Annotated in this window: 18 protein-coding genes and 2 pseudogenes; 6 read left to right on the forward strand and 14 right to left on the reverse strand. The window is 46.1% G+C overall.

Annotation, left to right across the window (positions count from 1 at the left end; genetic code table 11):
* The first annotated feature begins 230 nt into the window (after positions 1–230).
* Together JQC93_RS12455 and JQC93_RS12460 are read left to right on the forward strand one after the other, a co-directional pair.
* Positions 231–620 (forward strand): hypothetical protein, encoded by a 390-nt coding sequence (locus JQC93_RS12455; protein WP_205158767.1) that lies wholly within the window; start codon positions 231–233, stop codon positions 618–620.
* 353 nt (positions 621–973) lie between these two features.
* Positions 974–1,219: a Rho-binding antiterminator gene (locus tag JQC93_RS12460; protein WP_205158768.1), complete on the forward strand. Its 246-nt coding sequence runs from the start codon at positions 974–976 to the stop codon at positions 1,217–1,219.
* A gap of 93 nt (positions 1,220–1,312) precedes the next feature.
* Here the strand turns inward: JQC93_RS12460 and JQC93_RS12465 are convergent, their stop codons facing one another.
* The 3 genes and pseudogenes from JQC93_RS12465 to JQC93_RS20545 all read right to left on the reverse strand — a co-directional run.
* A complete protein-coding gene (locus JQC93_RS12465) occupies positions 1,313–1,498 on the reverse strand; it encodes a hypothetical protein (protein ID WP_205158769.1) in 186 nt (61 codons plus the stop codon).
* A 343-nt stretch (positions 1,499–1,841) separates the two neighbouring features.
* Positions 1,842–2,708, reverse strand: a pseudogene (locus tag JQC93_RS20540) (polysaccharide lyase family 7 protein); the annotation flags it as partial.
* Positions 2,709–2,831: 123 nt separating this feature from the next.
* A pseudogene (locus tag JQC93_RS20545) lies at positions 2,832–4,574 on the reverse strand (discoidin domain-containing protein); the annotation flags it as partial.
* A gap of 321 nt (positions 4,575–4,895) precedes the next feature.
* Here JQC93_RS20545 and JQC93_RS12480 point away from each other — a divergent pair.
* Positions 4,896–6,140: a hypothetical protein gene (locus tag JQC93_RS12480; RefSeq protein ID WP_205158770.1), complete on the forward strand. Its 1,245-nt coding sequence runs from the start codon at positions 4,896–4,898 to the stop codon at positions 6,138–6,140.
* Positions 6,141–6,260: 120 nt separating this feature from the next.
* A complete protein-coding gene (locus JQC93_RS12485) occupies positions 6,261–8,060 on the forward strand; it encodes a cation:proton antiporter (RefSeq protein ID WP_205158771.1) in 1,800 nt (599 codons plus the stop codon).
* A gap of 72 nt (positions 8,061–8,132) precedes the next feature.
* Here the strand turns inward: JQC93_RS12485 and JQC93_RS12490 are convergent, their stop codons facing one another.
* On the reverse strand, positions 8,133–9,047 hold the full coding sequence (locus JQC93_RS12490) for a YeiH family protein (protein WP_084884998.1): 915 nt from the start codon (positions 9,045–9,047) through the stop codon (positions 8,133–8,135).
* Between the two features lie 144 nt (positions 9,048–9,191).
* Here JQC93_RS12490 and JQC93_RS12495 point away from each other — a divergent pair, with 144 nt between their 5' ends.
* Positions 9,192–10,130, forward strand: coding sequence for a LysR substrate-binding domain-containing protein (locus tag JQC93_RS12495; protein ID WP_205158772.1), 939 nt, complete (start codon positions 9,192–9,194; stop codon positions 10,128–10,130).
* 63 nt (positions 10,131–10,193) lie between these two features.
* On the opposite strand, the gene JQC93_RS12500 is transcribed toward JQC93_RS12495, so the two are convergent.
* From JQC93_RS12500 to JQC93_RS12510, 3 genes are all read right to left on the reverse strand, one after another.
* On the reverse strand, positions 10,194–10,667 hold the full coding sequence (locus tag JQC93_RS12500; RefSeq protein ID WP_084885001.1) for a peroxiredoxin: 474 nt from the start codon (positions 10,665–10,667) through the stop codon (positions 10,194–10,196).
* An 87-nt stretch (positions 10,668–10,754) separates the two neighbouring features.
* On the reverse strand, positions 10,755–11,753 hold the full coding sequence (locus JQC93_RS12505) for an AraC family transcriptional regulator (protein ID WP_205158773.1): 999 nt from the start codon (positions 11,751–11,753) through the stop codon (positions 10,755–10,757).
* A 28-nt stretch (positions 11,754–11,781) separates the two neighbouring features.
* Positions 11,782–12,561: an SDR family NAD(P)-dependent oxidoreductase gene (locus JQC93_RS12510; protein WP_205158774.1), complete on the reverse strand. Its 780-nt coding sequence runs from the start codon at positions 12,559–12,561 to the stop codon at positions 11,782–11,784.
* Positions 12,562–12,890: 329 nt separating this feature from the next.
* On the opposite strand from JQC93_RS12510, the gene JQC93_RS12515 reads away from it, so the two are divergent.
* Positions 12,891–13,700: a homocysteine S-methyltransferase family protein gene (locus JQC93_RS12515; RefSeq protein ID WP_236009526.1), complete on the forward strand. Its 810-nt coding sequence runs from the start codon at positions 12,891–12,893 to the stop codon at positions 13,698–13,700.
* 309 nt (positions 13,701–14,009) lie between these two features.
* Here the strand turns inward: JQC93_RS12515 and JQC93_RS12520 are convergent, their stop codons facing one another.
* From JQC93_RS12520 to JQC93_RS12550, 7 genes are all read right to left on the reverse strand, one after another.
* The gene (locus JQC93_RS12520; RefSeq protein WP_205158775.1) at positions 14,010–14,837 is read right to left on the reverse strand and encodes a hypothetical protein; all 828 of its coding nucleotides are present in this window, start codon (positions 14,835–14,837) and stop codon (positions 14,010–14,012) included.
* A gap of 289 nt (positions 14,838–15,126) precedes the next feature.
* Complete coding sequence (locus JQC93_RS12525; RefSeq protein WP_205158827.1) at positions 15,127–16,020, reverse strand: ROK family protein; 894 nt, start codon at positions 16,018–16,020, stop codon at positions 15,127–15,129.
* Between the two features lie 7 nt (positions 16,021–16,027).
* Positions 16,028–18,562 (reverse strand): glycoside hydrolase family 3 protein, encoded by a 2,535-nt coding sequence (locus JQC93_RS12530; RefSeq protein ID WP_205158776.1) that lies wholly within the window; start codon positions 18,560–18,562, stop codon positions 16,028–16,030.
* Between the two features lie 7 nt (positions 18,563–18,569).
* Complete coding sequence (locus JQC93_RS12535) at positions 18,570–19,598, reverse strand: ABC transporter ATP-binding protein (RefSeq protein WP_205158828.1); 1,029 nt, start codon at positions 19,596–19,598, stop codon at positions 18,570–18,572.
* Positions 19,599–19,613: 15 nt separating this feature from the next.
* Entirely contained in the window at positions 19,614–20,600 is a 987-nt protein-coding gene (locus tag JQC93_RS12540; protein WP_236009529.1) for an ABC transporter ATP-binding protein, read from the reverse strand.
* The gene (locus JQC93_RS12545; RefSeq protein ID WP_205158778.1) at positions 20,600–21,532 is read right to left on the reverse strand and encodes an ABC transporter permease; all 933 of its coding nucleotides are present in this window, start codon (positions 21,530–21,532) and stop codon (positions 20,600–20,602) included. The genes JQC93_RS12540 and JQC93_RS12545 overlap by 1 nt, the downstream gene beginning before the upstream one ends.
* A gap of 15 nt (positions 21,533–21,547) precedes the next feature.
* A complete protein-coding gene (locus JQC93_RS12550) occupies positions 21,548–22,537 on the reverse strand; it encodes an ABC transporter permease (RefSeq protein WP_205158779.1) in 990 nt (329 codons plus the stop codon).
* Positions 22,538–22,596: the final 59 nt, after the last annotated feature.

Genomic DNA, 22,596 nt, shown 5'->3' on the forward strand with positions numbered 1-22,596 from the left:
AAGTTTATCTGTACTTCTGTCGGTGCATTAGTAAGCGCGTATATCGCTTGGCACTTATTAGCTGCTTTTTAAGGGTAATTTGCTGTACTACTTCTGTTCGCGGTTATTGGTAAGGTTGAAGTCTAAAAATAAAGGTTCGAACGAATTGTGCCTCGCAACTAACTCTAACAAAACAACAACTCACGCAGTGTTGCCTGATAAAACACCTTATACCCAATTGAGAAAAAACCATGGCCAAGTCATTACTTACTCGTGATCAAAAGATAATAGTAGCTAACTGCAAAATACTGCTTAAAGCGTCGGAGTCATCGATCAGTAATGTCAAACTTCAAGCACAGCTAGAAGAGCACTTAGAGGTGTTCCTAAACCTACGCTTTGCTCACCTTTACAGGCGTTCAGGTTTACTTACCAGCGCACTTTGGCTTTTTGTCAGAGAGGTGGAGAACACGCTTCAATATAACCAGAAAAGAGACCGTATAGAAAGACGCCTACGAGACCTAATCCATAAACTGTCAGTACGTTGTGCCCCAGATTCCATTGACAATGGTAAACAAACGACAACTGCTTTGGCCACTGTCAGCAGACAACTTCAGAGCGATACAAACATTGATGTACTTTGAAGAAAGGATTATGCGTGCACATTGGGATTTCCCTGACAATGACTTCGCAACAAGTAAGTCACAGCCAATGGTGCACAATCGCACCAATCTTAGAGACATTGCCTAAGCCTGTCTTTGTATACTGTGGACCGACGTGCTAAGCGAGCAAAGTGGCGATTCCTCTGATTTGTGAAAATCTATGGCTTTAAGGCATACCAAGTGGCAAAGTACTAATTAGTTTTTCCTCTCGATATTGATGGTTAGATCAGCGTGCACCTGCGGTTAATTAAGACTAGCCTAAACAGTTCTAGGTCTGTGCAGATAAAGCTGGATTGACGAATGATTGACGAATAACTTAGGAAAGGGTGAGCGTGATGATCAGTTGTGACAAATATGACTATATAGAGATAGCCTGTATGCATCGCTATCCAGTAGAAATCACATTAAATACAGGTGCCACTCTCAATGGCACTGCTATCGATACAGCCAGAAATGACAATAGGCAAGAGTGTATAAAGATCCTCACAGACGACCTAGAATCGCTGATCGTGTTGGACGATATATCTCTGCTTAAGATCTGCGTTGAAAATCCGCATTTTGATAGCGTCGAAATCAACTGAGTCGCGCATACCACCTCAGCAAGTCGTCGATAGCCTACTCACCCACTATACTTAAAGAGCACCGAAGCACTCTTTTACTGGCGTATGTCTAGATTAAGTGGTGCGTGATTCTGCAAATCTGTTTTTGATGTACAGCATTGCGCTTACAACAAGAGCCACAACCGCTACGGCGAATAGCCCATTCATGCTTAATATCCATGCAAATGTTGCCGTCAAAAACGCGACAAATGAGAATAATCGACTGAACGACATGACGTGACCTAGTTTGTTATATTTCATAACAGCCCCCATACCCTGCGGGTAAAGAAAATAGTGGTTTATTATTGCCTAGCCATTGTCTCGGTTTTATGCGACTTCTGCCTAAAAAATCAGCTAAATATTTATCAAAAAAGATAGAGTATTGAAGCTGTAGACAGAATTTTAGGTTATTTACTCCATAAAAAGTCCACAACACTCATCGCATGGCGATGAAATAAGTTTTGTGCGTCGAAATGACTAACAGCTTGCTCGATTGACGGCCAACAAGTAGCACTGCGAAAGACAAAAACGCACCCTTAAAAGAGTGCGTTTTGCATTGGGGGATAGCAGAGTTATTACAAACTCTGCTGCCTACCGATTGAGATTACTCCTGGTAACTGCCGTGCGACTTCTCAAGTTTATAGAAAGTCACTTGCGCATAGTCATCTGGATCACCTGAGTTGTTTTGGTTGTATACACCGGCTTTGAAGTACATGTACTTACCACCAACATCATAGCCACTCTCACTCATGTCCACCACTTGCACCGCATCTGGCTTGCCATCGCGCATCACCGTCACGGTTAACGTATTGCCAACCACTTCGATGCGATAACTAAATACTTCACCCAATGCGATTCCATCGTCGGTGATACCGTTCATGCTACCCACCAACTCGTAGAATGTATCAGAGCCTTCACGCGTGTTTTCATGAGCAAAGTAAACAGTACCAGTATCGCGATCCGGTAACTTACGGTAGTAAAGACGTACGGGCTCATCATCTTGGTCGTGGATTTGACCAATGATAAAACGTCCTACTTGGTTTGGCTCACCTGTCGTCGTTGTGTGGTCGATCTTGAGAGTTGCTTCTAGTACACCATCAACACCCGCCGCTGCTTTTTGGTCTTCAATAGGTGCTGAACTAAATACCCAGTTGTTTTTGTTTACACCTTTAAGCTCAACAGAGCGGTCACCTCGGCGGTTCATTTCACGCAGTTCAGTACGAACATACTTGGTGTTCTGTGACGTCCTTACACCTTTAATGTAAGACTTCATCACCAAACCACCATCTTCACCGGTGTAGAACAGCTCTGGATGCTCATAACCTTGGGTTAAGTGCCATTCAAAAACATCGTCTGGCTTGCCATTTTTGTCGTGATCAAATGGTAAAGAGACGTACCAACCTGTCAGGTCAAAGTTCTCTCCAGGCGTATTACCTGCAACAGGTTTTGCAGGAATTGTTGGGCTTGGAAGTGGCACTTCCCACCATTGGCAGTTAGGATCCTGCTCAACACAGCTACAGTCTGATACCTCAGGGTTACAGATTAGCGGTACATGCACACCAAAGTCACCATCGCGTTTAGTGTGTTCGATACTCAGCTTAGAGAACGTTGCTTCAAACGCACCGCCAGAGTTTTTGTATATTTGTGGGTACAATCCGGCTTTAAAGTAGAACGTTTCGTCTTTCCATACGTTATCTAACTCTTCACCAAATTTCAGAGACTTCTCAACACCACCAGCTTTAAGAACGATGCCATCGTCCGTCATTCTGATCATGTAGCTCCAAGGCTTGCTTGGATCTTCGATTTTGCCCAGTTTCACCGAAAACGCGCTTTTCTCTGTATTCTTATTCAGAATCACTCGAACAGGTTTTTCTTTACCTTCCCATAGTAACTTAACCGTTGCGGCACTGATGTCTTTCGCGTGAATTTGGCCAAGGACAACCTTTGGATCAGACTTAGACTTACCGTCTTTTTTAAGCGGCGTTTCAGGGATTTGATCGAGCGTTAGCGTCGCGGTTAAGGTATGGGTGCCACCATGTGCCCAGTTTGCACCGCTCATAGAGTCACACGGTTTCCAGCCATTACCAAGCTCACGTAACTCGGTTCGAATGTAGGTCGCGTTTGGCGTAGTTGCTCCACCTTCTAGAGGCGTTTTGAAGTGCCAGCCTTTGTTGTCTACCCAAAAATACGGGTTCTTCACATCTGCATTAAGTGAGCTGCCATCTAGGCTGCACTCAGAAGGCAAGATTTCTGCAGCGCCATCTTTGTCGACATTGTCACCAAAATGGGCTTTGTAGGTGATTGGTAAAGTGATCTTCCAATCATCCAGCGTGGTCGTTTTTCCGAGATGTTTGATTTGGTACTTTTTCTTATCCGCGGCAAGTTTGGCAGCTGCTAATACTTCTTCAGTAATTATGTGCTCGACCGGACACTGATTGATTTCGCAGTTGAGCGCAGCCAATTCGGTCACACTATTCCAAGTGTTTGAGGTGTTTCCACGTCCGATGTATTTGATGTAGCGAGCGTCAACCGTATCAAACTCAAAGCGCTCGAAGCTGGTGACCCCACCAGAGCTTTTCGCACCTGTGAGTACCGGTGTCCAAGTATTGCCATCAACACTGACTTCAATATCAAAAGACGTCGCACGCTCATCCCCTTTATGAAATGCTGCGCGTACGGCATCAAACGGATAGACATCGCCATAATCTAAAATGGCCCAAGAGCCATCGCCATTAGCAGACCATCGAGTTTTCACATCGTTATCTATTAAACGATCAGGACCATTGCCATCATGTTCGCTGGACTCCACTGCCACTGGGACGAGAATGGGCTGAGGAGGGATCTCTGATGGATCGCAGCTATCAATAGCGCAGTTCACTCCAATAAATTCTGTCACGCTGTTCCAAGCGCTAGATGAGTTGCCAAAACCGGTAAATTTAATGTACTTCGCTGTAACAGGCTCAAAGTCAAAACGTTCGAGTCCTAGAGTCGTGCCAGAACTGGTTACTTTTTCAATCACTGTGGTCCAGTTTTCGCCATCGTCGCTTACCGCGATGCCAAAAGAGGTCGTACGCTCGTCACCTTTGTGCAGCGCAACTTTTACCGCGCTAAAAGTGGTGGGTTTGGTGTAGTCAAACACCATCCAAGAGCCTTCCCCATTTGCAGACCAGCGAGTTTTAAAATCGCCGTCCAATGCGCGTTCTGGGCCATTACCGTCATGTTCGCTACTGGTCACAGAGGCGGGTGCGGACGTAACCACTTGAGCCAGCGCAACACCGCTGCTCAATGCCGCAATAACCGATGCACTCAGTACATGTTTTATCCAATTTTGTTTCATCGTAGGTTTCCACTTGTATTATTTTAATAGTTTGCAAGTTAAGGAATAGACGCTAATAGTGACCAAAACTGAGCAATTAACGGTGTTAATCGCCAAAACCTTAGTCTACTTCCTTGTGCTTACAAATTATTACATCATCTTGTATTACAAATCTAATCGATTACTGAATATCCCGAATCTTTTGCCGAGTTTCTCCAAGCTGGTCACAAAAGCGGCGAAAACAACCCGAGATTTTGTGGAAATTTTCCTAGTTGTGACACATAACGCGCTGCAAAACTTGGTTACACTAGCCACACTTTTAACTGCTGTATCTTATTGATAATGTTGAAAATAACCCCGACATTCATTCTTGTCGTTGTCTGCCTTGGCCTTGCAGCGATTCCTGTGTTAAACACACCTGAGCCAAAAAAGCTTGAGCTGCCTATGTGCGACGTATCGCCTATTGTGACCACCACTATTGATTTGTACGTTGAGCAAGCAGCTGCAAAGAACACGGGATTGGAGGTATTGACCGAAAAATTTGAGCGCGACATTAGAATGGGAAATGTCACTCTCAAAAATTCATGTGTGCCAGTAAAACGTGCCTTAGGTGACGTCATGGTTGTCGACATTCCCGACTATGAACCACTTAGTGACGAAGTCATTCTTCACGATCAACTGTTTAAAGCTGTTCCATTACACAAGCAGCTTCAGTACATCTCTGAGCCAAACCGATATTATGGCGTTTTATTGCACGAATCCGATCACGGTGTTTTGGGGTATACATCGCCACTATTGTACGGACAGTTCTTTGTGCTTCATGCCGACTGGGAGATGTATGTGTTTGAACATGAACTGTCACACCTTTCCATGGCCAATCATGAGCCTAAATACGCCTTCGACGACAATGGCCCGACTCAAATCGAATTACTAAGTAGTGCAAAGTACGCTCATGGCACACGATGTGGCGGCATGGGAACACTTGTCTATTCACACATTGGTTTTTTCGACATGTTACCCGCGTATTCTTCGCCTAATGTCTTTTACGGTAAAGAAGCGTGCGGAAGTGAAGAAGCCAACAACGCGCAGCAGATGGCCAATTACGCTTACTTTATTCGCTATAAGATTGCATTAGCTCCGAAGTGGGATAACCCAGTGTTGGTTGAGCAGGCCAAACAATACATCGAGTCAGACTCCGAGAACCAACAACGCTTGAACAATTCGACCTGGCAATGCATTGACCACATCGCCCCCCTTTATGACAAATATACGATCACTTACCATGCTAACGGCGCACTACAAGTGCATTCGCATGCCATTATATTGGACTCTAACAATCAGCAGACCCTACCCATTGATATGACGCTTGAGGGAAAATGGACATACAGCGATTCGGCCATCACTCAAACGGTCACAACAATAGATGTGGCACCTTATGAGCTAGTACTAGAATCACTCATCAATAAATATGTTGAATACAATCAATCCAACGATACCCATAAGGTGCACATTGAGTTCTTATCCAATGACTTAATCAGGATAAGTACCTCCAATAACCCAAAGCAGTTTTGCCGTCGACTTGAATAGCTAAATATTCGTCGCAACTAAGAGAAACAAAACCCAAGGTGTTCATTTATTTACTCATTTTTTCTCATTGCGTGAAAAACACTGCTATACACAATAGATTGAAACCAAGGAAATAAGACTATGGCTGGTGAGCATATCGCCTTAAGTTTGGCGGGTGTTGGGGTTATTGGGTTAGTGTGTCAGTGGGTCGCTTGGCAAGTACGCTTGCCCGCGATACTGTTTCTGCTCATCGCTGGTATTGTGGCAGGCCCTATTACCGGTGTGCTGGATCCCGAAGCGCTATTAGGCCCACTGCTATTTCCGTTAATTTCCTTGGCGGTTGCGGTGATCTTATTTGAAGGAAGCCTCACGCTAAATTTTAACCAGATTAAAGGGGTGAGCAATACCGTCTGGAGCATCATCACCATTGGTGCGTTGGTGTCCTGGGCTGTGACCAGTGTTGCTTGTTATTATTTAATCGGCTTTGATTGGTCACTGTCACTACTGTTTGGTAGTTTGACGGTGGTTACTGGCCCTACGGTCATTGTGCCACTGCTGCGAACGGTAAGACCTACTAGCAAGCTTGCTAACATATTGCGTTGGGAAGGGATCCTAATTGATCCCCTTGGCGCGCTGTTTGTAGTGATGGTATACGAGTTTATTGTATCGCAAAGCGAAACCCACAGTTTGCAAGTCTTTGCTGCCATTGTGTTGATTGGATTTGTGCTTGGGGTGGGTTCGGGGGTTCTTGTTGCCACGCTTATTCGTCGCCGCTGGCTGCCAGAGTACCTACAGCCCTTTGCGGTATTAACCATTCTATTGGCCGTGTTTGCATTCTCTAATTCACTAGAAGATGAATCGGGGCTTCTAACCGTAACAGTAATGGGAATGTGGCTTGCTAACGCAAAAGGCGTCAATATCTCCCACATATTGCACTTTAAAGAAAACCTCACCATCGTATTCATAACCGGCTTGTTTATCTTGCTGGCTGCGCGAATTCAAATAAGCGATTTTGAAACCTTGGGCATGGGTGCGATTGGTCTGTTTGTAGTGATCCAGCTATTGTCTCGCCCCCTTTCAATATTTGTTGCTACGCTGCGCAGCAACCTCACTTTCAACGAGAAAGGCTTTCTGGCTTGGGTTGCTCCACGAGGCATTGTCGCAGCGTCCGTCTCTTCTCTATTTGCGATTAAACTCACCAACCTAGGTGTGGAAGGCGCTCAGCTTCTTGTTCCGCTGATTTTCATGGTGATTATCGGTACAGTGGTGCTGCAAAGCGCGACTGCTCGCCCTATGGCGCGTGCATTACAAGTAGCAGAACCGTCTCCGCGAGGATTTTTAATTGTGGGCGCCAACGATGTGGCGATCAAACTTGGACAGGCGATTCAAAAGTATGATTGCCGCGTGGTGATGAGCGACTCTAACTGGGACTATATTTCGGCAGCGCGGATGGCTGGCTTGGAGAACTACTACGGTAATCCAACCTCAAGCCATGCAGAAGAGTACTTAGATCTTATCGGGATTGGGCATGTTGTTGCTCTAACCCCCGACAAACACTTTAACGCAGTAGCCAGCATGCAGTATGTGGCCGAATTTGGTCAAAGAAAAGTCTTTAGCCTCCACGATACCGCCAGCGACAATGACTTTGATAAACACCTTTTAAGTGAAGGCAGCGCCGGAACGCCGTTATTTGCAGGCAATACCAGCTACAAGAAACTGGCCAGTCTGATCAGCCAAGGTGCAGAAGTAAAACACACCAAAATCAGTGACAGCTACACATATGAAGACTACACAGACACCAACAAAGCTAACTCAGTCGTGCCTTTGTTTATAGTGAATAGCAAAAACCGAATCCAAATGGTCAATGACATCAACACCAAGCCGCCAGTTTCGGGTGAAACAGTGGTCTCATTGGTCAAAGTGAGTGACGCCAAGTCTTAACTCGATTGTTTTGCCTAGTAGCGAATAGAATGCTTTAGCTACTAGGCAGAGATACCGTTTTTCTACAATGACTTACAAGTAGAGCAGCCAAAGTAGTGAGCCCACTGACACCATCACCCAAAGAATGACACCCAAAATCATAGGCTTTGCACCTGCGGTGCGAATTTTTTCAACCGAAATGGCACTACCAATTAAGAACAAGCACACAATCATAAGTTGCTTTGCGATACTGAAAATTACGTTATATACAGCATCAAATTGAGGCAACAGGTCGCTAAATAATATGGCCGCACAGTAGAAAAAGATGAAGTAAGGAATGGAGATTTTTCTTGAGCCACTGCGAAAGATAAAGGTACTGATAAGCGCCACAGGAATAATCCATAACGCTCTAGACAGCTTTAACGTGGTGGCGACTTTTAACGCTTCTTCACCATACGCCGATGCCGCGCCAACAACCGATGATGTATCGTGTATCGCGATAGCCGCCCACATACCAAAGGTATTTTGATCCAAGTTTAGCGCGTGCCCAATCACAGGAAAAACAAACAGGGCAATAGAGTTAAGAACAAAAACGGTGGCCAGTGCCAAGCCAATAGACTGGTCTTTCGCGCGAATCGCTGGAGCAACTGCTGCAATAGCACTGCCTCCACAAATCGCCGTACCCGCAGACACTAAATAGCTGGTTTCTTTGTCAAAATTAAACAGTTTTGCGAGCAACATCCCCATGGCTAGGGTAAAAAATATTGACGTTACAATCAGTCCCAGACCATCGCCAGTAACTTGCAAAGCCTCTTGTAAATGGATACCAAAACCTAAACCCACAATAGAGTACGCCAACAATTTCTTAGTCCACTTTTCCACGGCAAATTCTTTAGGCACCATGCCTGACGTAGAAAGAGCAAAACCGAGTATAAGCGCAATAGGCGATGTGACCCATGGGGTCAAACAGAGCAGTCCAGTTGCAATAAATACCCATTTTTTATTCATAAAGTGACCTTTTACGACGCGTCTTGTTGAGAAAGCATGTCGGTTTGTGTTGATACATCGCCATAATACTTGCATTCGATGTTTATAAATACTTAAATAAAATTAACAGCCGTTAAATTAAACAAAACAACTAGCGATCAGTCAATGAAGAACATTTCCATCAAACAGCTTAATGTGTTTTGCCAAATCGCCCGCAGCGGCTCACTCAGCCTTGCTGCCGAACACCTGTTTATGTCTAAGGCGGCAGTGAGCCTATCGTTAACCGAGCTTGAGAAGCACTTAGGACACCGAGTATTCGATAGAGTCAATCAGCGGCTGCACCTTAACCATCAGGGCTATCAATTGCTTCCGCTTGCCGACGAACTTCTGCAGCGGCACGCTGAAATTGAACTGCTTTATGCGCAGAGCGCACCGCTCGCGGGTACGCTAAAGGTAGGAGCCAGTCAAACGGTAGGCAGTTATCTGCTTCCCTACTTGCTGGCCGATTTTGAAAAAGAGCGCGTGATGGATTTTTCCACAGGCGACGAGCCCAACTACATCGACAAACAAGTCCAAATTACTAATCACTTTGAACTGTGCCAAAACATTCTTGACTACAAAGTCGACGTTGGTTTTACGGAGGGTGTGGTGCAACATCCAGATTTAATCAGCTTGCCGTTTACCCACGACGAAATGTGGATCATAGCAGCAAAAGGGGCGTCTAAGTTTGATGAGGAAACAATAGATGTTAAAGCGCTGTCAGGACAGCAGTGGCTGCTGCGAGAAGAAGGCTCTGGCAGTCGCGACTTCTTTATCCAACACATCGCACCCTCGTTAACCGCTTGGGATACGCATTTTCAGTTCAATTCTAATGCGGCAATCATTAATGGCGTAACCGCAGGGCTTGGACTGTCTTGTTTGTCGCATCACGTAATCACTAAAGGCAATTTAAGCCCACATCTACAAATAATCTCGCTATCAACCTCAATGCAGCGATCATTTTCTATTCTTCTGCACAAAAACAAGTATCAGAGCCCTTTACTCAATTGCTTTGTCGAGTTTTCCAAGCGCTGGGGAATACAAACCGCTAACGAACTTGCATAAAAAAACGGACGCCTTGGCGTCCGATTTAAGATCTAGCATGAAATGTCGAGTAACTAAGAGCGATTACAGTACCGCTAAGATAGCCTCGGCTGTACTGGCTTCAAATTCACCCTGCTTTTCAACATTTAGAGTGGTCACTACACCATTGTCTATCACCATCGCGTAACGCTGAGAACGAACGCCACCAAATCCCGCAGTGTCCATTTCAAGCCCCATCGCCTTAGTGAAACTGGCATCACCATCAGCCAGCATCATAATTTCAGATGCGTTTTGCGATTTGCCCCACGCAGCAAGCACAAAAGCATCGTTCACTGAAATACACGCAATAAGGTCGACACCTTTCGCTTGCAGCTGGTCTGCTAAAACCACAAAACCAGGCAGGTGCGCTTCAGAGCAGGTCGGGGTAAACGCGCCTGGTACTGCAAACAGGACGACTTTCTTATTGGCGAACAGCTCTGACGTTGAGTGCTGCTGCATGCCGTCTGCGGTGAGTTGGCTTAATGTTCCTTCCGGCAGTGTATTACCTTGTTCAATCATTGTGTTACCTTCCTTTGTATGATGGATGACGAAGTGTAACTCCGATTTTACCATTTCGCCAATCCACCATTTTATTCACATAAAAGCCTAAATACGGCTTCGAACCTGAGCCGGTGATTTACCAGCCCATGAAGTATACGCTCGAGTGAATGAGTTGGTTTCTTGAAACCCCAATAAAAAAGAAATTTCAGTGAGTGGTAATTCCGTTTCATTCAAGTAGTAGCTCGCGAGATCTTCTCTAGCTTGGTTGAGCACACTTTGGTAACTGTTATTTTCGACTGACAGTTTGCGCTGTAGAGTCCGTTTACTCATGGCCAGCTGTGAGGCCACTACATCAATCGAGCTCTCTCCACTAGGAAGCAGACTCATTAATCGCTCGTACACCTTTTTAGAGAGTGTATCGGGCTCGTTGAGCGCGTCCAGCTTCTGTCGAATATCCCCCTCAAACAGCTTCAACATCAACTGATTGTCGGTAAGAAATGGAATGCGAGCATCTTCTGCGGTAAATACCACTTGAGTATTGGTCCCTTGTGTCACCTGACAGCCAAAGTACTCTTCATAGAGCTGAGTATTGTCTGGCAATTGAGGGACCACCACCTTAATAGGCTCGACGTGTTGCCGTGTCGCTAGGCGAGTAAGCTGCGTAAAAAAGACCAGTTCCGTAAGATTGACTGAAAGAGGCAGCGCACCGCTATATCCGTAACAGCTGATCTCAATCTGGGTATCAGCAGGGGTTTGTTCCAAAGCCAAAATCATTGGCCCTATTAAGGGCTTATATTCTTGCAGTCGTTTAAGTGCTGAGTTTAAATTTGGGCTACAAATTGCTGCGAATATTGGCACATCAAAGGTTTCAATGCTCATCACTTGCGCCAGTTTAAGCGCAAATTCGATCCCTTGATCTTTTGCCGCCTTATCGATTCCACACCACAGTTGAAAATACTGCTCGGTCGTTAGCTGGATTTTGGGTTGCTCAAACAACACCACAGGGAGATCGGCATAGCCAAGTGCCGCCTGTAAGTTGACGCCAACATCGTTAAACATCACTTTCCAGTTGGTAGGAATGGTAAATCTATCTGCTCGTCTCATTGCAACTCTTCACTGTTTTAAGTACTCGTTAGTGACTTTTTTCCATGGTTTTGCGCGATATTTTCAACACCAAATTGCGTGGCAGTAACGGTGTAATCCAATTGAGCATGAACTTTAATGGCGCCTCGTTAAACGCAACAAGGTCACCCTGTTCCATCGCTCTATAGCCACACTCTGCCACCGACTTCGCAGATTTTGCATTTTTAAACAAGTCCACATCATCTAGGTCACTCGCAGAAGCAAAGCCTGTTGCAACTGCGCCTGGGCAGAGCGCCGTGACGGTCACGTTACTCTCTTTGACTTCTTCTGCAATCGCCTGACTAAATGACGTCACATAAGCTTTCGTAGCAAAGTATACCGCCTGAAGTGGGCCAGGAATAAACGATGCGGTTGAAGAAACATTAAGAATTTGACCACGATTGCGCGATACCATGCCTTTTAAATAAAAGTGCGTTAGGTCGGTAAGCGTTACCATGTTTAATTGCATCATTGCTTGCTCGTCTGACAGTGCGCGTTCATGAAATTTACCATGCCCACCAAAGCCTGCATTATTGATCAATGTGTCTATTTGTAGGTTAAGAGCTTCGGTGTGCTCAAACAACTCTTGCGCGGCATTAGGCTGCGATAAATCAGATGTAACGACAGTAACGTTCACACCATGTTTCGCTTCAAGTTCATGTTTAAGAGCGTTTAGCTTGGCTTCTGAGCGAGCAACTAAAACCAAATCGCCCCCTTTTTGAGCGTGAATTGTGGCCAGTTCAAGTCCAATGCCGCCTGAAGCGCCTGTGATTAATGCTGTGTTTGACATAATAATTTCCCTTAGGTGAGACGGTTGTTGTGCTAACTCACATTGAGTCGATAGAGGCAGTATAGGGAATCAATACGTGCCAAGTTACATCAAAAGACGACAGGATACTATCCGATCGTGCCAACCTTTACTCACTGATTGGATGCACCCGAAATTTCTGGGTCTGGACTATGCTTAAACGTCTATTAACCAATGGAATTCACCACATGGCTTCCTATCGCCAAAGATTACCCTTCAGGCCGAATACTCGAACCCTTTGTTATACGGGAATAGATACTGAGCTCTGTTTTGTGCATCAAAAGATACTGCCAAAAGGAGCCACTTATCCATTGCTTAATAAAGCAGACGCACGAGATATTATTGAAGCCATGTATGTCGATTTGATCGCGCTCGCCAAGCAGCATAACGCATTGGTCATTCTGGATGCCATGACTTGGATAGCGAGTAGAGACCGAGGTGCCAAAATCGGACTGACTCCCAAGCAGCTTGAAGCTTTTAACCTAGACGCTATCGACTTGATGCACAGTGTGCGAGCAAATCAGGATGATTTACCCACCCTATTGTCGGCTCAAATTGGACCAAGAGATGATGGCTACAGTGCCGAACACAAAATGTCTTGGGATGAGGCAAAGCGATACCATGGAGAGCAAATTAGTACTTATAGCAGCACGCCAGCAGATTTAATCACCGGCTCTACTCTCAGTTATGCGGACGAAGCGTTAGGTATCGTGTTGGCAGCCAAAGAGCATAATATGCCCGTGGTGATCTCCTTTACGGTTGAACAAGATGGTCATCTCCCTAGTGGCATGTCACTTAAGAGTGCCATTGAGTATGTAGACCAAAACAGCGAGCACTACGCAGAGCATTTTATGATCAACTGCGCGCACCCTGATCACTTTGCGCAGATTTTCAATCAGCAAGCCTGGGAGCAACGAATTAAAGGGATTATCGTCAATGCCTCTCGATGCAGTCACGCAGAGCTCGATAATTGCGATACATTGGATGCGGGGGATCCAATTGAGTTAGGAGAATTAGTAGGAGACATCTGTCGCAACAACCCGCAAATTAATGTGGTTGGCGGATGTTGCGGGACTAACTTTGAGCATCTTCAGGCAATATTACGAAACTTGCACAATTAAGCTTTCCAATCAGCTCATTAGCGAACATCGACACCACGTTCGTTTCGACAAAGCAAAAACGGCAAGACTAAAAAAGCCCAACCGTTTTATTTCGCAAAATAGGGTCTGTTTAACAGGTAATTAGGGGGTTATTAAAACTGTGTTTAGACTTGAAAATCGAAGTTCTAGATAGTGTGGCTAAGCCCCAAAAGCGAATGTAATTGATGTACTCTTTCGCTCTAACGTTCGAAGAAAATTGCTGTCTCTTTTCTTTGACAACCCGTTTCGCCGTGCAGCAACTCATGGTTAAACAGAACCGACAGTTTACGCCTATGGTTCAATATTCAAAGAATCAAATGGTTGACCAGCAGGGTTCTGCTTACTGTACATATTTCGCAAAACACGCTCTGCATTTTTATTGAATGCCGCGCCGTCCCCAAATCCATCAAAGTGGTTATTCATACCGAGGGCGTGTGCTAGTTCGTGCAAACTTACATCATTGTTCGCGATTGTTGTGCAGCTTGGGTCAGGGTATGCGCTGTCTAAGTTTATCCATGCATATCCACTGGACCATTTTGTTTTGTCTATACCATAATCGCTTCCTACAGCATAAGACACAATGCTAGTTGTGTATGGTGCCACTGAAACCGTTCCTGAGCTGCAACTCCCCGGTGCTGTTCCTTGACTCCAAATGAAACCCCAGTCTGAAGGCAGTTCTGAGTAGTCGATATCAAAAAATGGGGTGTCATCAAATTCAAGTGAGATAACGCCCTTTCTATCAAATAGTTGATATCCAATGATCTCTTCTGCTTTGTTTAAGGCGTATTCAAAACGAGGATCTTTAGAATCTAAATAGTAGACAGGTATTAATTCACCATTATCTCTAAATCGGGTCAGATTAGGGAACTCTGGTGACGAGCTACCATCGGCAAAACAATACGTAGATGTACAGTAATCATCTTGGTACTCCTGTGAAACAAGTACACCCCAAGAACCATAAACATTTTGAGTACATGGAGCGGCTTCTGCTAGATTACTGCATTGAATGAGAGCTGAAACTTCACTATCTGTCAGTGTTTTGTCTTCCTCACCACCATCGCTACCACCACAACCTGACAACACACCCAAAACAACGCTGGCTAATAATGCTTTCTTCATAAAACTTCCAATTCTTTATGATATAAAAATCAATGGATTGTCATGTATGTAAGCAAATGTGGCTAGTTTGAGTTTGTTACAAAATGTGTTATTGCAAGAGTCTCCTTGGCTGTCTTAGCTTGAGTGTCCTGTAGATGTTGAGTCTACGCTAAATAAGCGTGACCATTTTCAAACTTACCTGAGGAGTAATGGTGGTTTATAGCTCTATTCAGAGGCTGATACACTTAAGCTCAGACGCCCTGCAAAACTTAATTTGTCGAGTGTCTGAGCTTAATGGTGACATTGACTATTAACGAGCCAACCACGCCGCGCCGCGCACGCCACTGCTGTCACCGTATTTAGCTTTTTGGATGTTGACCTTGGGTTCTGCGGCAAAGATGTATTGAGTGATCGCTTCTGACACATCAGGGTAAAGTCTATCGATATTGGACAACCCACCGCCGAACACTATGGTATGTGGATCCAAAATGTTAGTGACCGTTGCAAAACTGCGGGCCATTTGATCCACCAGCAGACGATAAGCCGCTGTAGCTTCAGCATCACCTTGCGCGACCAGTTCCATGATCTGCTTCGGTTTCAGTGACTTGCCATATTTGTGATTGTACTGATCGGAAAAGCCCGTTCCCGAGATGTATTGCTCAATGCAGCGCTGACGACCACAATAACAAGGGCCAATGTCGCCATCGACTTGTGGATCGTAACCTGGCAATGGGTTGTGCCCCCATTCGCCACTAATGGCATTTGCTCCGGTAAGGACTTGCTGATTGATTACCACGCCACCACCACATCCAGTGCCAAGAATAGCGCCAAAGACGATCTCACCACCTTTGCCTGCACCGTCAACTGCTTCCGATAAAGCAAAGCAATTTGCATCGTTGGCAATGCGTACGTCCATGCTAAGGCGTTGACTCAGATCGCCAATCACATCTTGCCCAATTAGGAACACGCTGTTGGCATTTTGCATCAATCCAGTCACAGGCGAAACAGCTCCAGGAAGGCCACAACCAATGCGGGTAAACTCACCCACTTCCTGTTTGACCAATGCGACTAAACCTTCGACGCAATCCAAAAACTCTGGGTAATTATCTGGCGTAGGCACGCGATGCACAAAGCGTTCTTCACCTTGCTCACTGAGCACTTTTGCTTCGATTTTAGTCCCACCAATATCTAAACCTACTAGCATCATTGCGTTATTCCTCTTTAACCAGCGGCTCCAAACGAACGTTGGCGACCACAAATTGAGCCGACCCTTCACTGTGCAGTTTAAACAATGTGGTGCGTTCACTCTGTGACATTGAAATCACATCGTGCACACGAAATGAAAGGGTATGGAAATCGTGAGTCTGCTCACTGAGCTGAGAAGATATATCGATTGGCGTAGACGCCTCACCCATAGACAGCCACACTGGATGGGTCGCAGCTTGATAGACTTTCACATCAAAGCATAACTGCCCTTCTACAATCCACGTCATAAGTGACTGAGAGTCGCCATCGGCAGTGATGATCTCTAGCGCACTGTCGCTATTTTCAAACTCACACAAGATCGAATCTTGCTGTTGTAAGCAGTTATAAGGCTGTGTCGATAAACCTTCAAACTGTTGTGGGTTGTTGCGAGAGACATGATGCTGCTGATGGCTATCTTTCACCACCATTTCAAACTCTCCGGCCACCGACGCAACACCAAACAGATGCATCTCGCTAGACAATGAGTCATCTTGTTCAAATTCAGTCAGCGCCAAATGGTCAAGATCTCGCTTACTAGGATTGGCGTAGCTCAAGCCATAGCCATATTCGAACAGCGGCGCATGTTCACCACGTGGATCTTGTTCATTGGCATGGATTTGATAGTTTTCGATGTGGGGCAACAAGCGATGCACCGCAAAACTGTCGGGGCGATTTGGCCAACTAAAGGACAACGAGCCAACAAAATCATGCTTGATGTTGCCTTCCTCGTCGCGCAGCAATACATCGGTAATACCAAGACCTTCACTTCCAGGCAGAAACGCCGCGACAAAGGCATCGCATTGATTAATTTGCTGATTCATATACAGCGGCCTGCCACTAAAGAACAACGCAATCACTTTAATGCCCGCCTCTTTCAGCCGAGTAATTTTTTCGCAGTCATGTGCATAGCGGCGCTTGATGGTCGAGAACTCTAACGAATGGCCCGGTTTGATGTCGCCAATCATTTCTGCGTAAGGGTCTTCTCCAAAGGCGACAATGGCCACTTTTGCGTCTTTAAAATCGCTCGATAAGTCAGCGTCGAAAATAACGTTGCTGCTTCCAAGCTCTTTCTCTAAAGCGCCGCGAACGGTTACTGCATTAGGAAAATCCGACGCTAAGTTTTCATCACCTTGCCAAGTGAGATTCCAGCCCCCCGCTTGTTTGGTTAAATCATCGGCCGCAGACCCAGTTAATAGTACTTTTTGACTAAGAGAAAGAGGCAGAAGATTGTGGTTGTTTTTCAACAGCACCAGTGACTTTCTCACGGCTTCTCGAGCCACAAGCCGATGCTCAGGCGCGCCAATCAGGTTTTGAATACCCGACAATGAGCGTTTATTGGGTCGTGCTTTTTCCCACAGGCCAGCGCGCTTTTTCACACGTAAGATACGTAAAACAGCGTCATTTATACGAGCCATCGGAATGGCTCCAGACTCGACGTCAGCAATGGTTTTTTCGAATGCTGCTACCCAATGCTCTTGGTCGGTAATCATTAAAATATCGTTACCCGCATTGATGCAATACGTCGCGTCATCATCGGTACATTTGCTGACTTCTGCATGACCATTCCAGTCGGTCACGATCAATCCGTCAAAGCCCATTTGCATCTTGAGCACGTCAGTTAGCAGGTACTTACTTCCATGAATCTTATGATTGTAGCTGACGCCATCACTAGCACTTAAGTCGTAGTTTGCGTCATCAACCCAAGTATTAAATGAAGACATCACCACTTGAGCGCCTGCATTCAAACCACTGAAGTATCCACCAGCGTGCAGGTTTCGCAACAGATCTTCGGAGTAATCATTGTTGCCTCGATCGACGCCCTGGTAGGTGCCACCATCACCAAGCCAATGCTTCACATTGGAGATCACTTTTTGATCGCTGCGTAACGATTTACCGTCACCTTGTAGCCCTTTCACCATGCGCGCAGCATAGTGATAAGTGATCGCAGAATCTTCTGAGTAACCTTCGTAGGTACGTCCCCAACGTAAATCACGAGGCGCAGCTACTGTCGGTGCAAAAGTCCAATCTAACCCAGTTGCGGCGATCTCGATGGCGGTGATTTCACCAATGCGTTCAATTAAGTCTGGATCGCGGGTACACCCCAGCCCAATATTGTGTGGAAATAGCGTCGCGTCATACACGTTGTTATGGCCGTGAACTGCATCGGTTGCCCACATAAATGGAATACGAAACGGTCTGTCGGCGTAGGCGTCTTCTAATGCTTGCCAAAACTCGTCGGCTTTGTCTGCCCACTGCTCAGCGGTCGCGTATTTGTTTTCGTTAATCCAAGTTCCACCACCATTAAGAATGGACCCAAGCTTGTATTTCTTAGCAAGCTCTGGTGTCACACCTCGTAAGTTGGGTTGGATCATTTGACCCACCTTCTCTTCCAAGGTCATCTGCGACAAAATCTGGCTGATCTCGCGCTCAATGACGGGGTCTTGAGTAATGGCCGAATCTATTCTCGGCCAATCGGCAAAATAAGGAATGCTTTCGTTCATATCTTCTCTACACAAACAGGTGACAGCGGGTAAAGTGACCCGGTTCTATTTCAACAGGATCCGGTAATGTTTCACTGCATTGTGGTTTTGCTTGAGGGCAACGCGCGGCATAAGGGCAACCCTTATGCTTAGGCGACCACATCGGCGTTTCCATTGAACGATGGGTCGGCAACTTCTCGTGTATACTTCGGCTCGGATCGGGCACCGCCGCCAGCAAAAGCTGGGTATACGGATGTTGCGGGTTTTGCGTCACCGATTCCGTTGATCCCCACTCGACCATATGGCCGCAGTACAGCACCACAATGTCCTCCGCAAAATAACGTGCGGTGGCTATATCGTGTGTAATATACATGAAAGCCTTGCCCATTTCGTGCTTCATTTCGTTCATTAAATTAAGCACACCGATGCGTATCGACACATCCAACATCGACGTAGGTTCATCCGCCAATATCACCTTGGCACCTATCGCGAGGGTTTTCGCCAAGAACACACGCTGACGTTGCCCGCCCGAAAGCTGATGTGGGAACTTATCTAATACCTCTTTCGGTGGGGTAAGCCCTACCTTAGTTAAAATTTTAATCAGTTGATAATCCATCTCTTTGCCTGGCTTCATGCCATGATGGATTTGCAAAGGTCGCATTAAATGGTAGCGAATGGTATGCAATGGATTTAAGGAGCTAAAGGGGTCTTGAAACACCATCTGTACTTCACGGCGGTACGCATCAAGCTCATCTGACTTCGTGATATCGTCGATGTTCATACCGTAGTAATAAATCCCACCCTCAGTTGCCTTGTGGATTTTAGTGGCAATTTTTGCGCTGGTGCTTTTGCCGCACCCAGACTCACCCACCACTGCTAAACAGCGGCCGGCACGCAGTTGAAAATCTAAGCCATTGACGGCACGTAAATACTCTTTAGGTCCAAAAACCGATTTGCCTTTCTTACGAAAATCGATGGTAAGACCCTTCGCCTCCAAAATCAGAGGGTACTGCTTATCAAACTCTTCTGCTGTCAACGTACTGGTTTCTTGGGCCATTGTGTGTGCGTTCATTTAAGCCTCCTGCGCAACAGACTGAATTTCGAGTGGAGTGTGGCAAGCAACCCAGCGCTGCTCTCCACTGCTTTCTAGAGTGGGTTTTGCTCTATGGCACACATCGCTGGCGTGGAAACAGCGCGGTGCAAAACGGCACCCTTGCGGCACATTATTAAGATCCAGCGGAGAGCCAGGGATCCCCTTCATCTCTTGTAATTCACCATGTAAGGTTGGGAATGAATCCCCTAAGCCATGGGCGTACGGGTGCATTGGCTGACTCAATATCTCTTTTGAAGGTGCAAGCTCAACCAATTGGCCTGAGTACATGATGCCGATTCGGTCACACAACTCGACCATCAAGCTGAGATCGTGGGTGATAAACAAAATTGAAAAACCAAACTCTTCCTTAAGTTGATAGACCTTCTGTAAGATTTCTCTTTGCACCACTACATCGAGTGCCGTGGTAGGCTCGTCCATGATCAATAAGCGAGGTTTAAGCGCTAACGCCATTGCGATCACCACGCGCTGACGCATTCCTCCAGAAAACTGGTGGGGATAGTCAAATAATCGTTCGGTGGGGATGTCGACGATTCGCAGCAGGTCTTTGGCTTTTTCTATCGACTCTTCGCGGGTTTTCACCACATTGTGAGCATCAAAAATATCCCAAAACTGGTACTCGATAGTTTTGACTGGGTTCAAACAGTTCATGGCGCTTTGAAATACCATCGACGTGTCTTTCCAGCGAAAGTCTCTCAGTTCCTCATCGCTCATTTTCAGTACATCACGGCCATCACACAGTATTTCGCCATCGGAAATCAATGCAGGTGGACGGTGCAAGCGCATTAAGGCATAAGCAATGGTCGATTTACCACAACCAGACTCCCCTGCCAGCCCCAAAATTTCACCTTCACCAATGTGAAAGCTAACATCATTGACCGCGCGAACTTTGCCTTCAAAGGTGACGTAATCAACGCTCAAGTTTTTTACTTCTATCAGTTTTTTCATCACGCTTGCTCCGCAGTTTTCGGTTGTTCTGCCGCTGCTTGTTTAGCGGCTTTTTTCTCTTCACGACGGAATCGCTTCATAATGCGCTGTGCTTTTAATTTCGGGTTAGAAATTTCATCAATAGAGAAGTTAATCAACGCCAGTCCAATGGCAACCGATGCAAGGGCCACACTTGGAGCAACAATCTCCCACCATGCGCCAATTCGGATCGCCGATGTTTGGTCTGCGTTGTACAGCATTCCGCCCCACGTCACACTGAGTGGATCGCCCAGTCCAATAAACTCCAAGGTCGCTTGAGTCATGATCGCGTAGATCACGGTGCCAATGAAGCTAGACGCCAAAATAGACATCATGTTAGGCATGATTTCAGCAAACAGCATGCGCTTCTTCGTCTCGCCCATGACCTCTGCCGCGTGCACGAAGTCTCGGTTACGTATTGCAAGGGTTTGTGAACGGATAACCCGCGCGCCCCATGGCCACGATGTTGCACCGATAATAATCGCAATAACTAACGGCGAAACTTGGTCCAAAAACGCCGCCAATACCAACATAAGAGGCAAGCTTGGGATCACCATGACAAGGTTAGTCAAAAGCGAAAGAGTGTTGTCGATGATGCCACCAAAGTACCCTGAGGCCACGCCAACAATCATTGCCATGAGGATAACAAAGGTGCCGGCCACAAAGCCCACCATCAATGAAATACGTCCTCCGTAGAGCACCTGTGCCCACACGTCACGGCCCATGCGTGTTGTGCCTAGAAGATGATCGGCACTTGGCGCTTGGTGTGGACGACCCACACGTGCCGCCGCCGCATACTCTGTAAGCAATGGTGCAAATAAGCACAGTAGGCAGACAGTCATTACAATCGCAATCCCAAAAAACGCTTTAGGGTTATCGAGGAAAAACTGTTTTAGTAGTTTTAAAGAATTCATATCGTTTCTCCACTATTAATCAAGCTGCGTGCGCAGACGTGGGTCAAGCACAAACAGTAAGCAGTCAGCAATAAAGTTAGCTCCAAGCACCATAATGGTCATGATCAATAGGTAACCTTGGATGAGTGGATAGTCACGAGCCAACATAGCTTGGAACATCACCTGACCTAAGCCAGGATAGTTAAAGATGATTTCGATGATCAACGAGCCACCAAAAATGGCACCTACAGACATCGCAAACGAAGTAATCATCGGCAAAATGGCGTTACGTGCGCCGTACTGCAGCATCACTTTTTCGTCTTTTACGCCTTTAGCCCAACCCATTACGATGAAGTCTTCACCTAACTGGTTGATCATGTTCGAACGCATGCCCATCACGTTACCCATACCGAGGGCGACCATACACATAAGTGGGAGCACTAAATGGTAGGCGACACTGCCGACAAATTCTGCACTCATAGTCGGGTCAAGCGCGGGATTGTACGCGTAGGCGGTTGGGAACCAGCCAAGATTGGACGCAAACAAAAAGTACATAGCCAGTGCCATAACCACTGATGGAATCGACGACACAACCACCGAACCTACGGTGATGATAGAGTCAGTCCATGTACCGCGTTTCCATGCGACATAAATGCCAAGCAATGTAGTTAAGGTGTAGGACACCAACAGGTACGAACCGACCAGCAGTAATGTCCACAACATACCACGGCCAAGTACATCAAATACTGGTTGGAAGAAGCGAGTCGACATGCCCCATTCGCCGCGCATAATACTGTGTAAATAGTGGAAGAACTGCTCCCAAAGAGGAGTACTTGACGAATAGCCATACAGGGCTTCTAGTGCCGCAATGGTTTCTGGTGTGATTTGGCCACCGTTCATTGCCAAACGGCCTAAAAAAGACTGGATGGGATCGCCTGGCATCACCCTGGGTAGGAAAAAGTTGATAGTCACTGCCGCAATAAAGGCGAGCACGTAAAACCCAAAACGGCTCAAAATAAATTTCATAAATACGCCCCGTGTAGCGCTGGATGCGCTTACCTTAAGTAATCAATCGCAAATGCGAT

The sequence above is a fragment of the Vibrio ulleungensis genome, from assembly GCF_016900875.1.
In the GTDB taxonomy this organism is placed as follows: Bacteria; Pseudomonadota; Gammaproteobacteria; order Enterobacterales; family Vibrionaceae; genus Vibrio; species Vibrio ulleungensis.

What these genes read in the sequence shown, in the direction of transcription:
- JQC93_RS12455 (WP_205158767.1), top strand. Translation starts at nt 231, where the DNA reads ATGGCCAAGTCATTACTTACTCGTGATCAAAAGATAATAGTAGCTAAC.
- JQC93_RS12460 (WP_205158768.1), top strand. Translation starts at nt 974, where the DNA reads ATGATCAGTTGTGACAAATATGACTATATAGAGATAGCCTGTATGCAT.
- JQC93_RS12465 (WP_205158769.1), bottom strand. Translation starts at nt 1,498, where the DNA reads ATGAAATATAACAAACTAGGTCACGTCATGTCGTTCAGTCGATTATTC.
- JQC93_RS12480 (WP_205158770.1), top strand. Translation starts at nt 4,896, where the DNA reads ATGTTGAAAATAACCCCGACATTCATTCTTGTCGTTGTCTGCCTTGGC.
- JQC93_RS12485 (WP_205158771.1), top strand. Translation starts at nt 6,261, where the DNA reads ATGGCTGGTGAGCATATCGCCTTAAGTTTGGCGGGTGTTGGGGTTATT.
- JQC93_RS12490 (WP_084884998.1), bottom strand. Translation starts at nt 9,047, where the DNA reads ATGAATAAAAAATGGGTATTTATTGCAACTGGACTGCTCTGTTTGACC.
- JQC93_RS12495 (WP_205158772.1), top strand. Translation starts at nt 9,192, where the DNA reads ATGAAGAACATTTCCATCAAACAGCTTAATGTGTTTTGCCAAATCGCC.
- JQC93_RS12500 (WP_084885001.1), bottom strand. Translation starts at nt 10,667, where the DNA reads ATGATTGAACAAGGTAATACACTGCCGGAAGGAACATTAAGCCAACTC.
- JQC93_RS12505 (WP_205158773.1), bottom strand. Translation starts at nt 11,753, where the DNA reads ATGAGACGAGCAGATAGATTTACCATTCCTACCAACTGGAAAGTGATG.
- JQC93_RS12510 (WP_205158774.1), bottom strand. Translation starts at nt 12,561, where the DNA reads ATGTCAAACACAGCATTAATCACAGGCGCTTCAGGCGGCATTGGACTT.
- JQC93_RS12520 (WP_205158775.1), bottom strand. Translation starts at nt 14,837, where the DNA reads ATGAAGAAAGCATTATTAGCCAGCGTTGTTTTGGGTGTGTTGTCAGGT.
- JQC93_RS12525 (WP_205158827.1), bottom strand. Translation starts at nt 16,020, where the DNA reads ATGCTAGTAGGTTTAGATATTGGTGGGACTAAAATCGAAGCAAAAGTG.
- JQC93_RS12530 (WP_205158776.1), bottom strand. Translation starts at nt 18,562, where the DNA reads ATGAACGAAAGCATTCCTTATTTTGCCGATTGGCCGAGAATAGATTCG.
- JQC93_RS12535 (WP_205158828.1), bottom strand. Translation starts at nt 19,598, where the DNA reads ATGGCCCAAGAAACCAGTACGTTGACAGCAGAAGAGTTTGATAAGCAG.
- JQC93_RS12540 (WP_236009529.1), bottom strand. Translation starts at nt 20,600, where the DNA reads ATGAAAAAACTGATAGAAGTAAAAAACTTGAGCGTTGATTACGTCACC.
- JQC93_RS12545 (WP_205158778.1), bottom strand. Translation starts at nt 21,532, where the DNA reads ATGAATTCTTTAAAACTACTAAAACAGTTTTTCCTCGATAACCCTAAA.
- JQC93_RS12550 (WP_205158779.1), bottom strand. Translation starts at nt 22,537, where the DNA reads ATGAAATTTATTTTGAGCCGTTTTGGGTTTTACGTGCTCGCCTTTATT.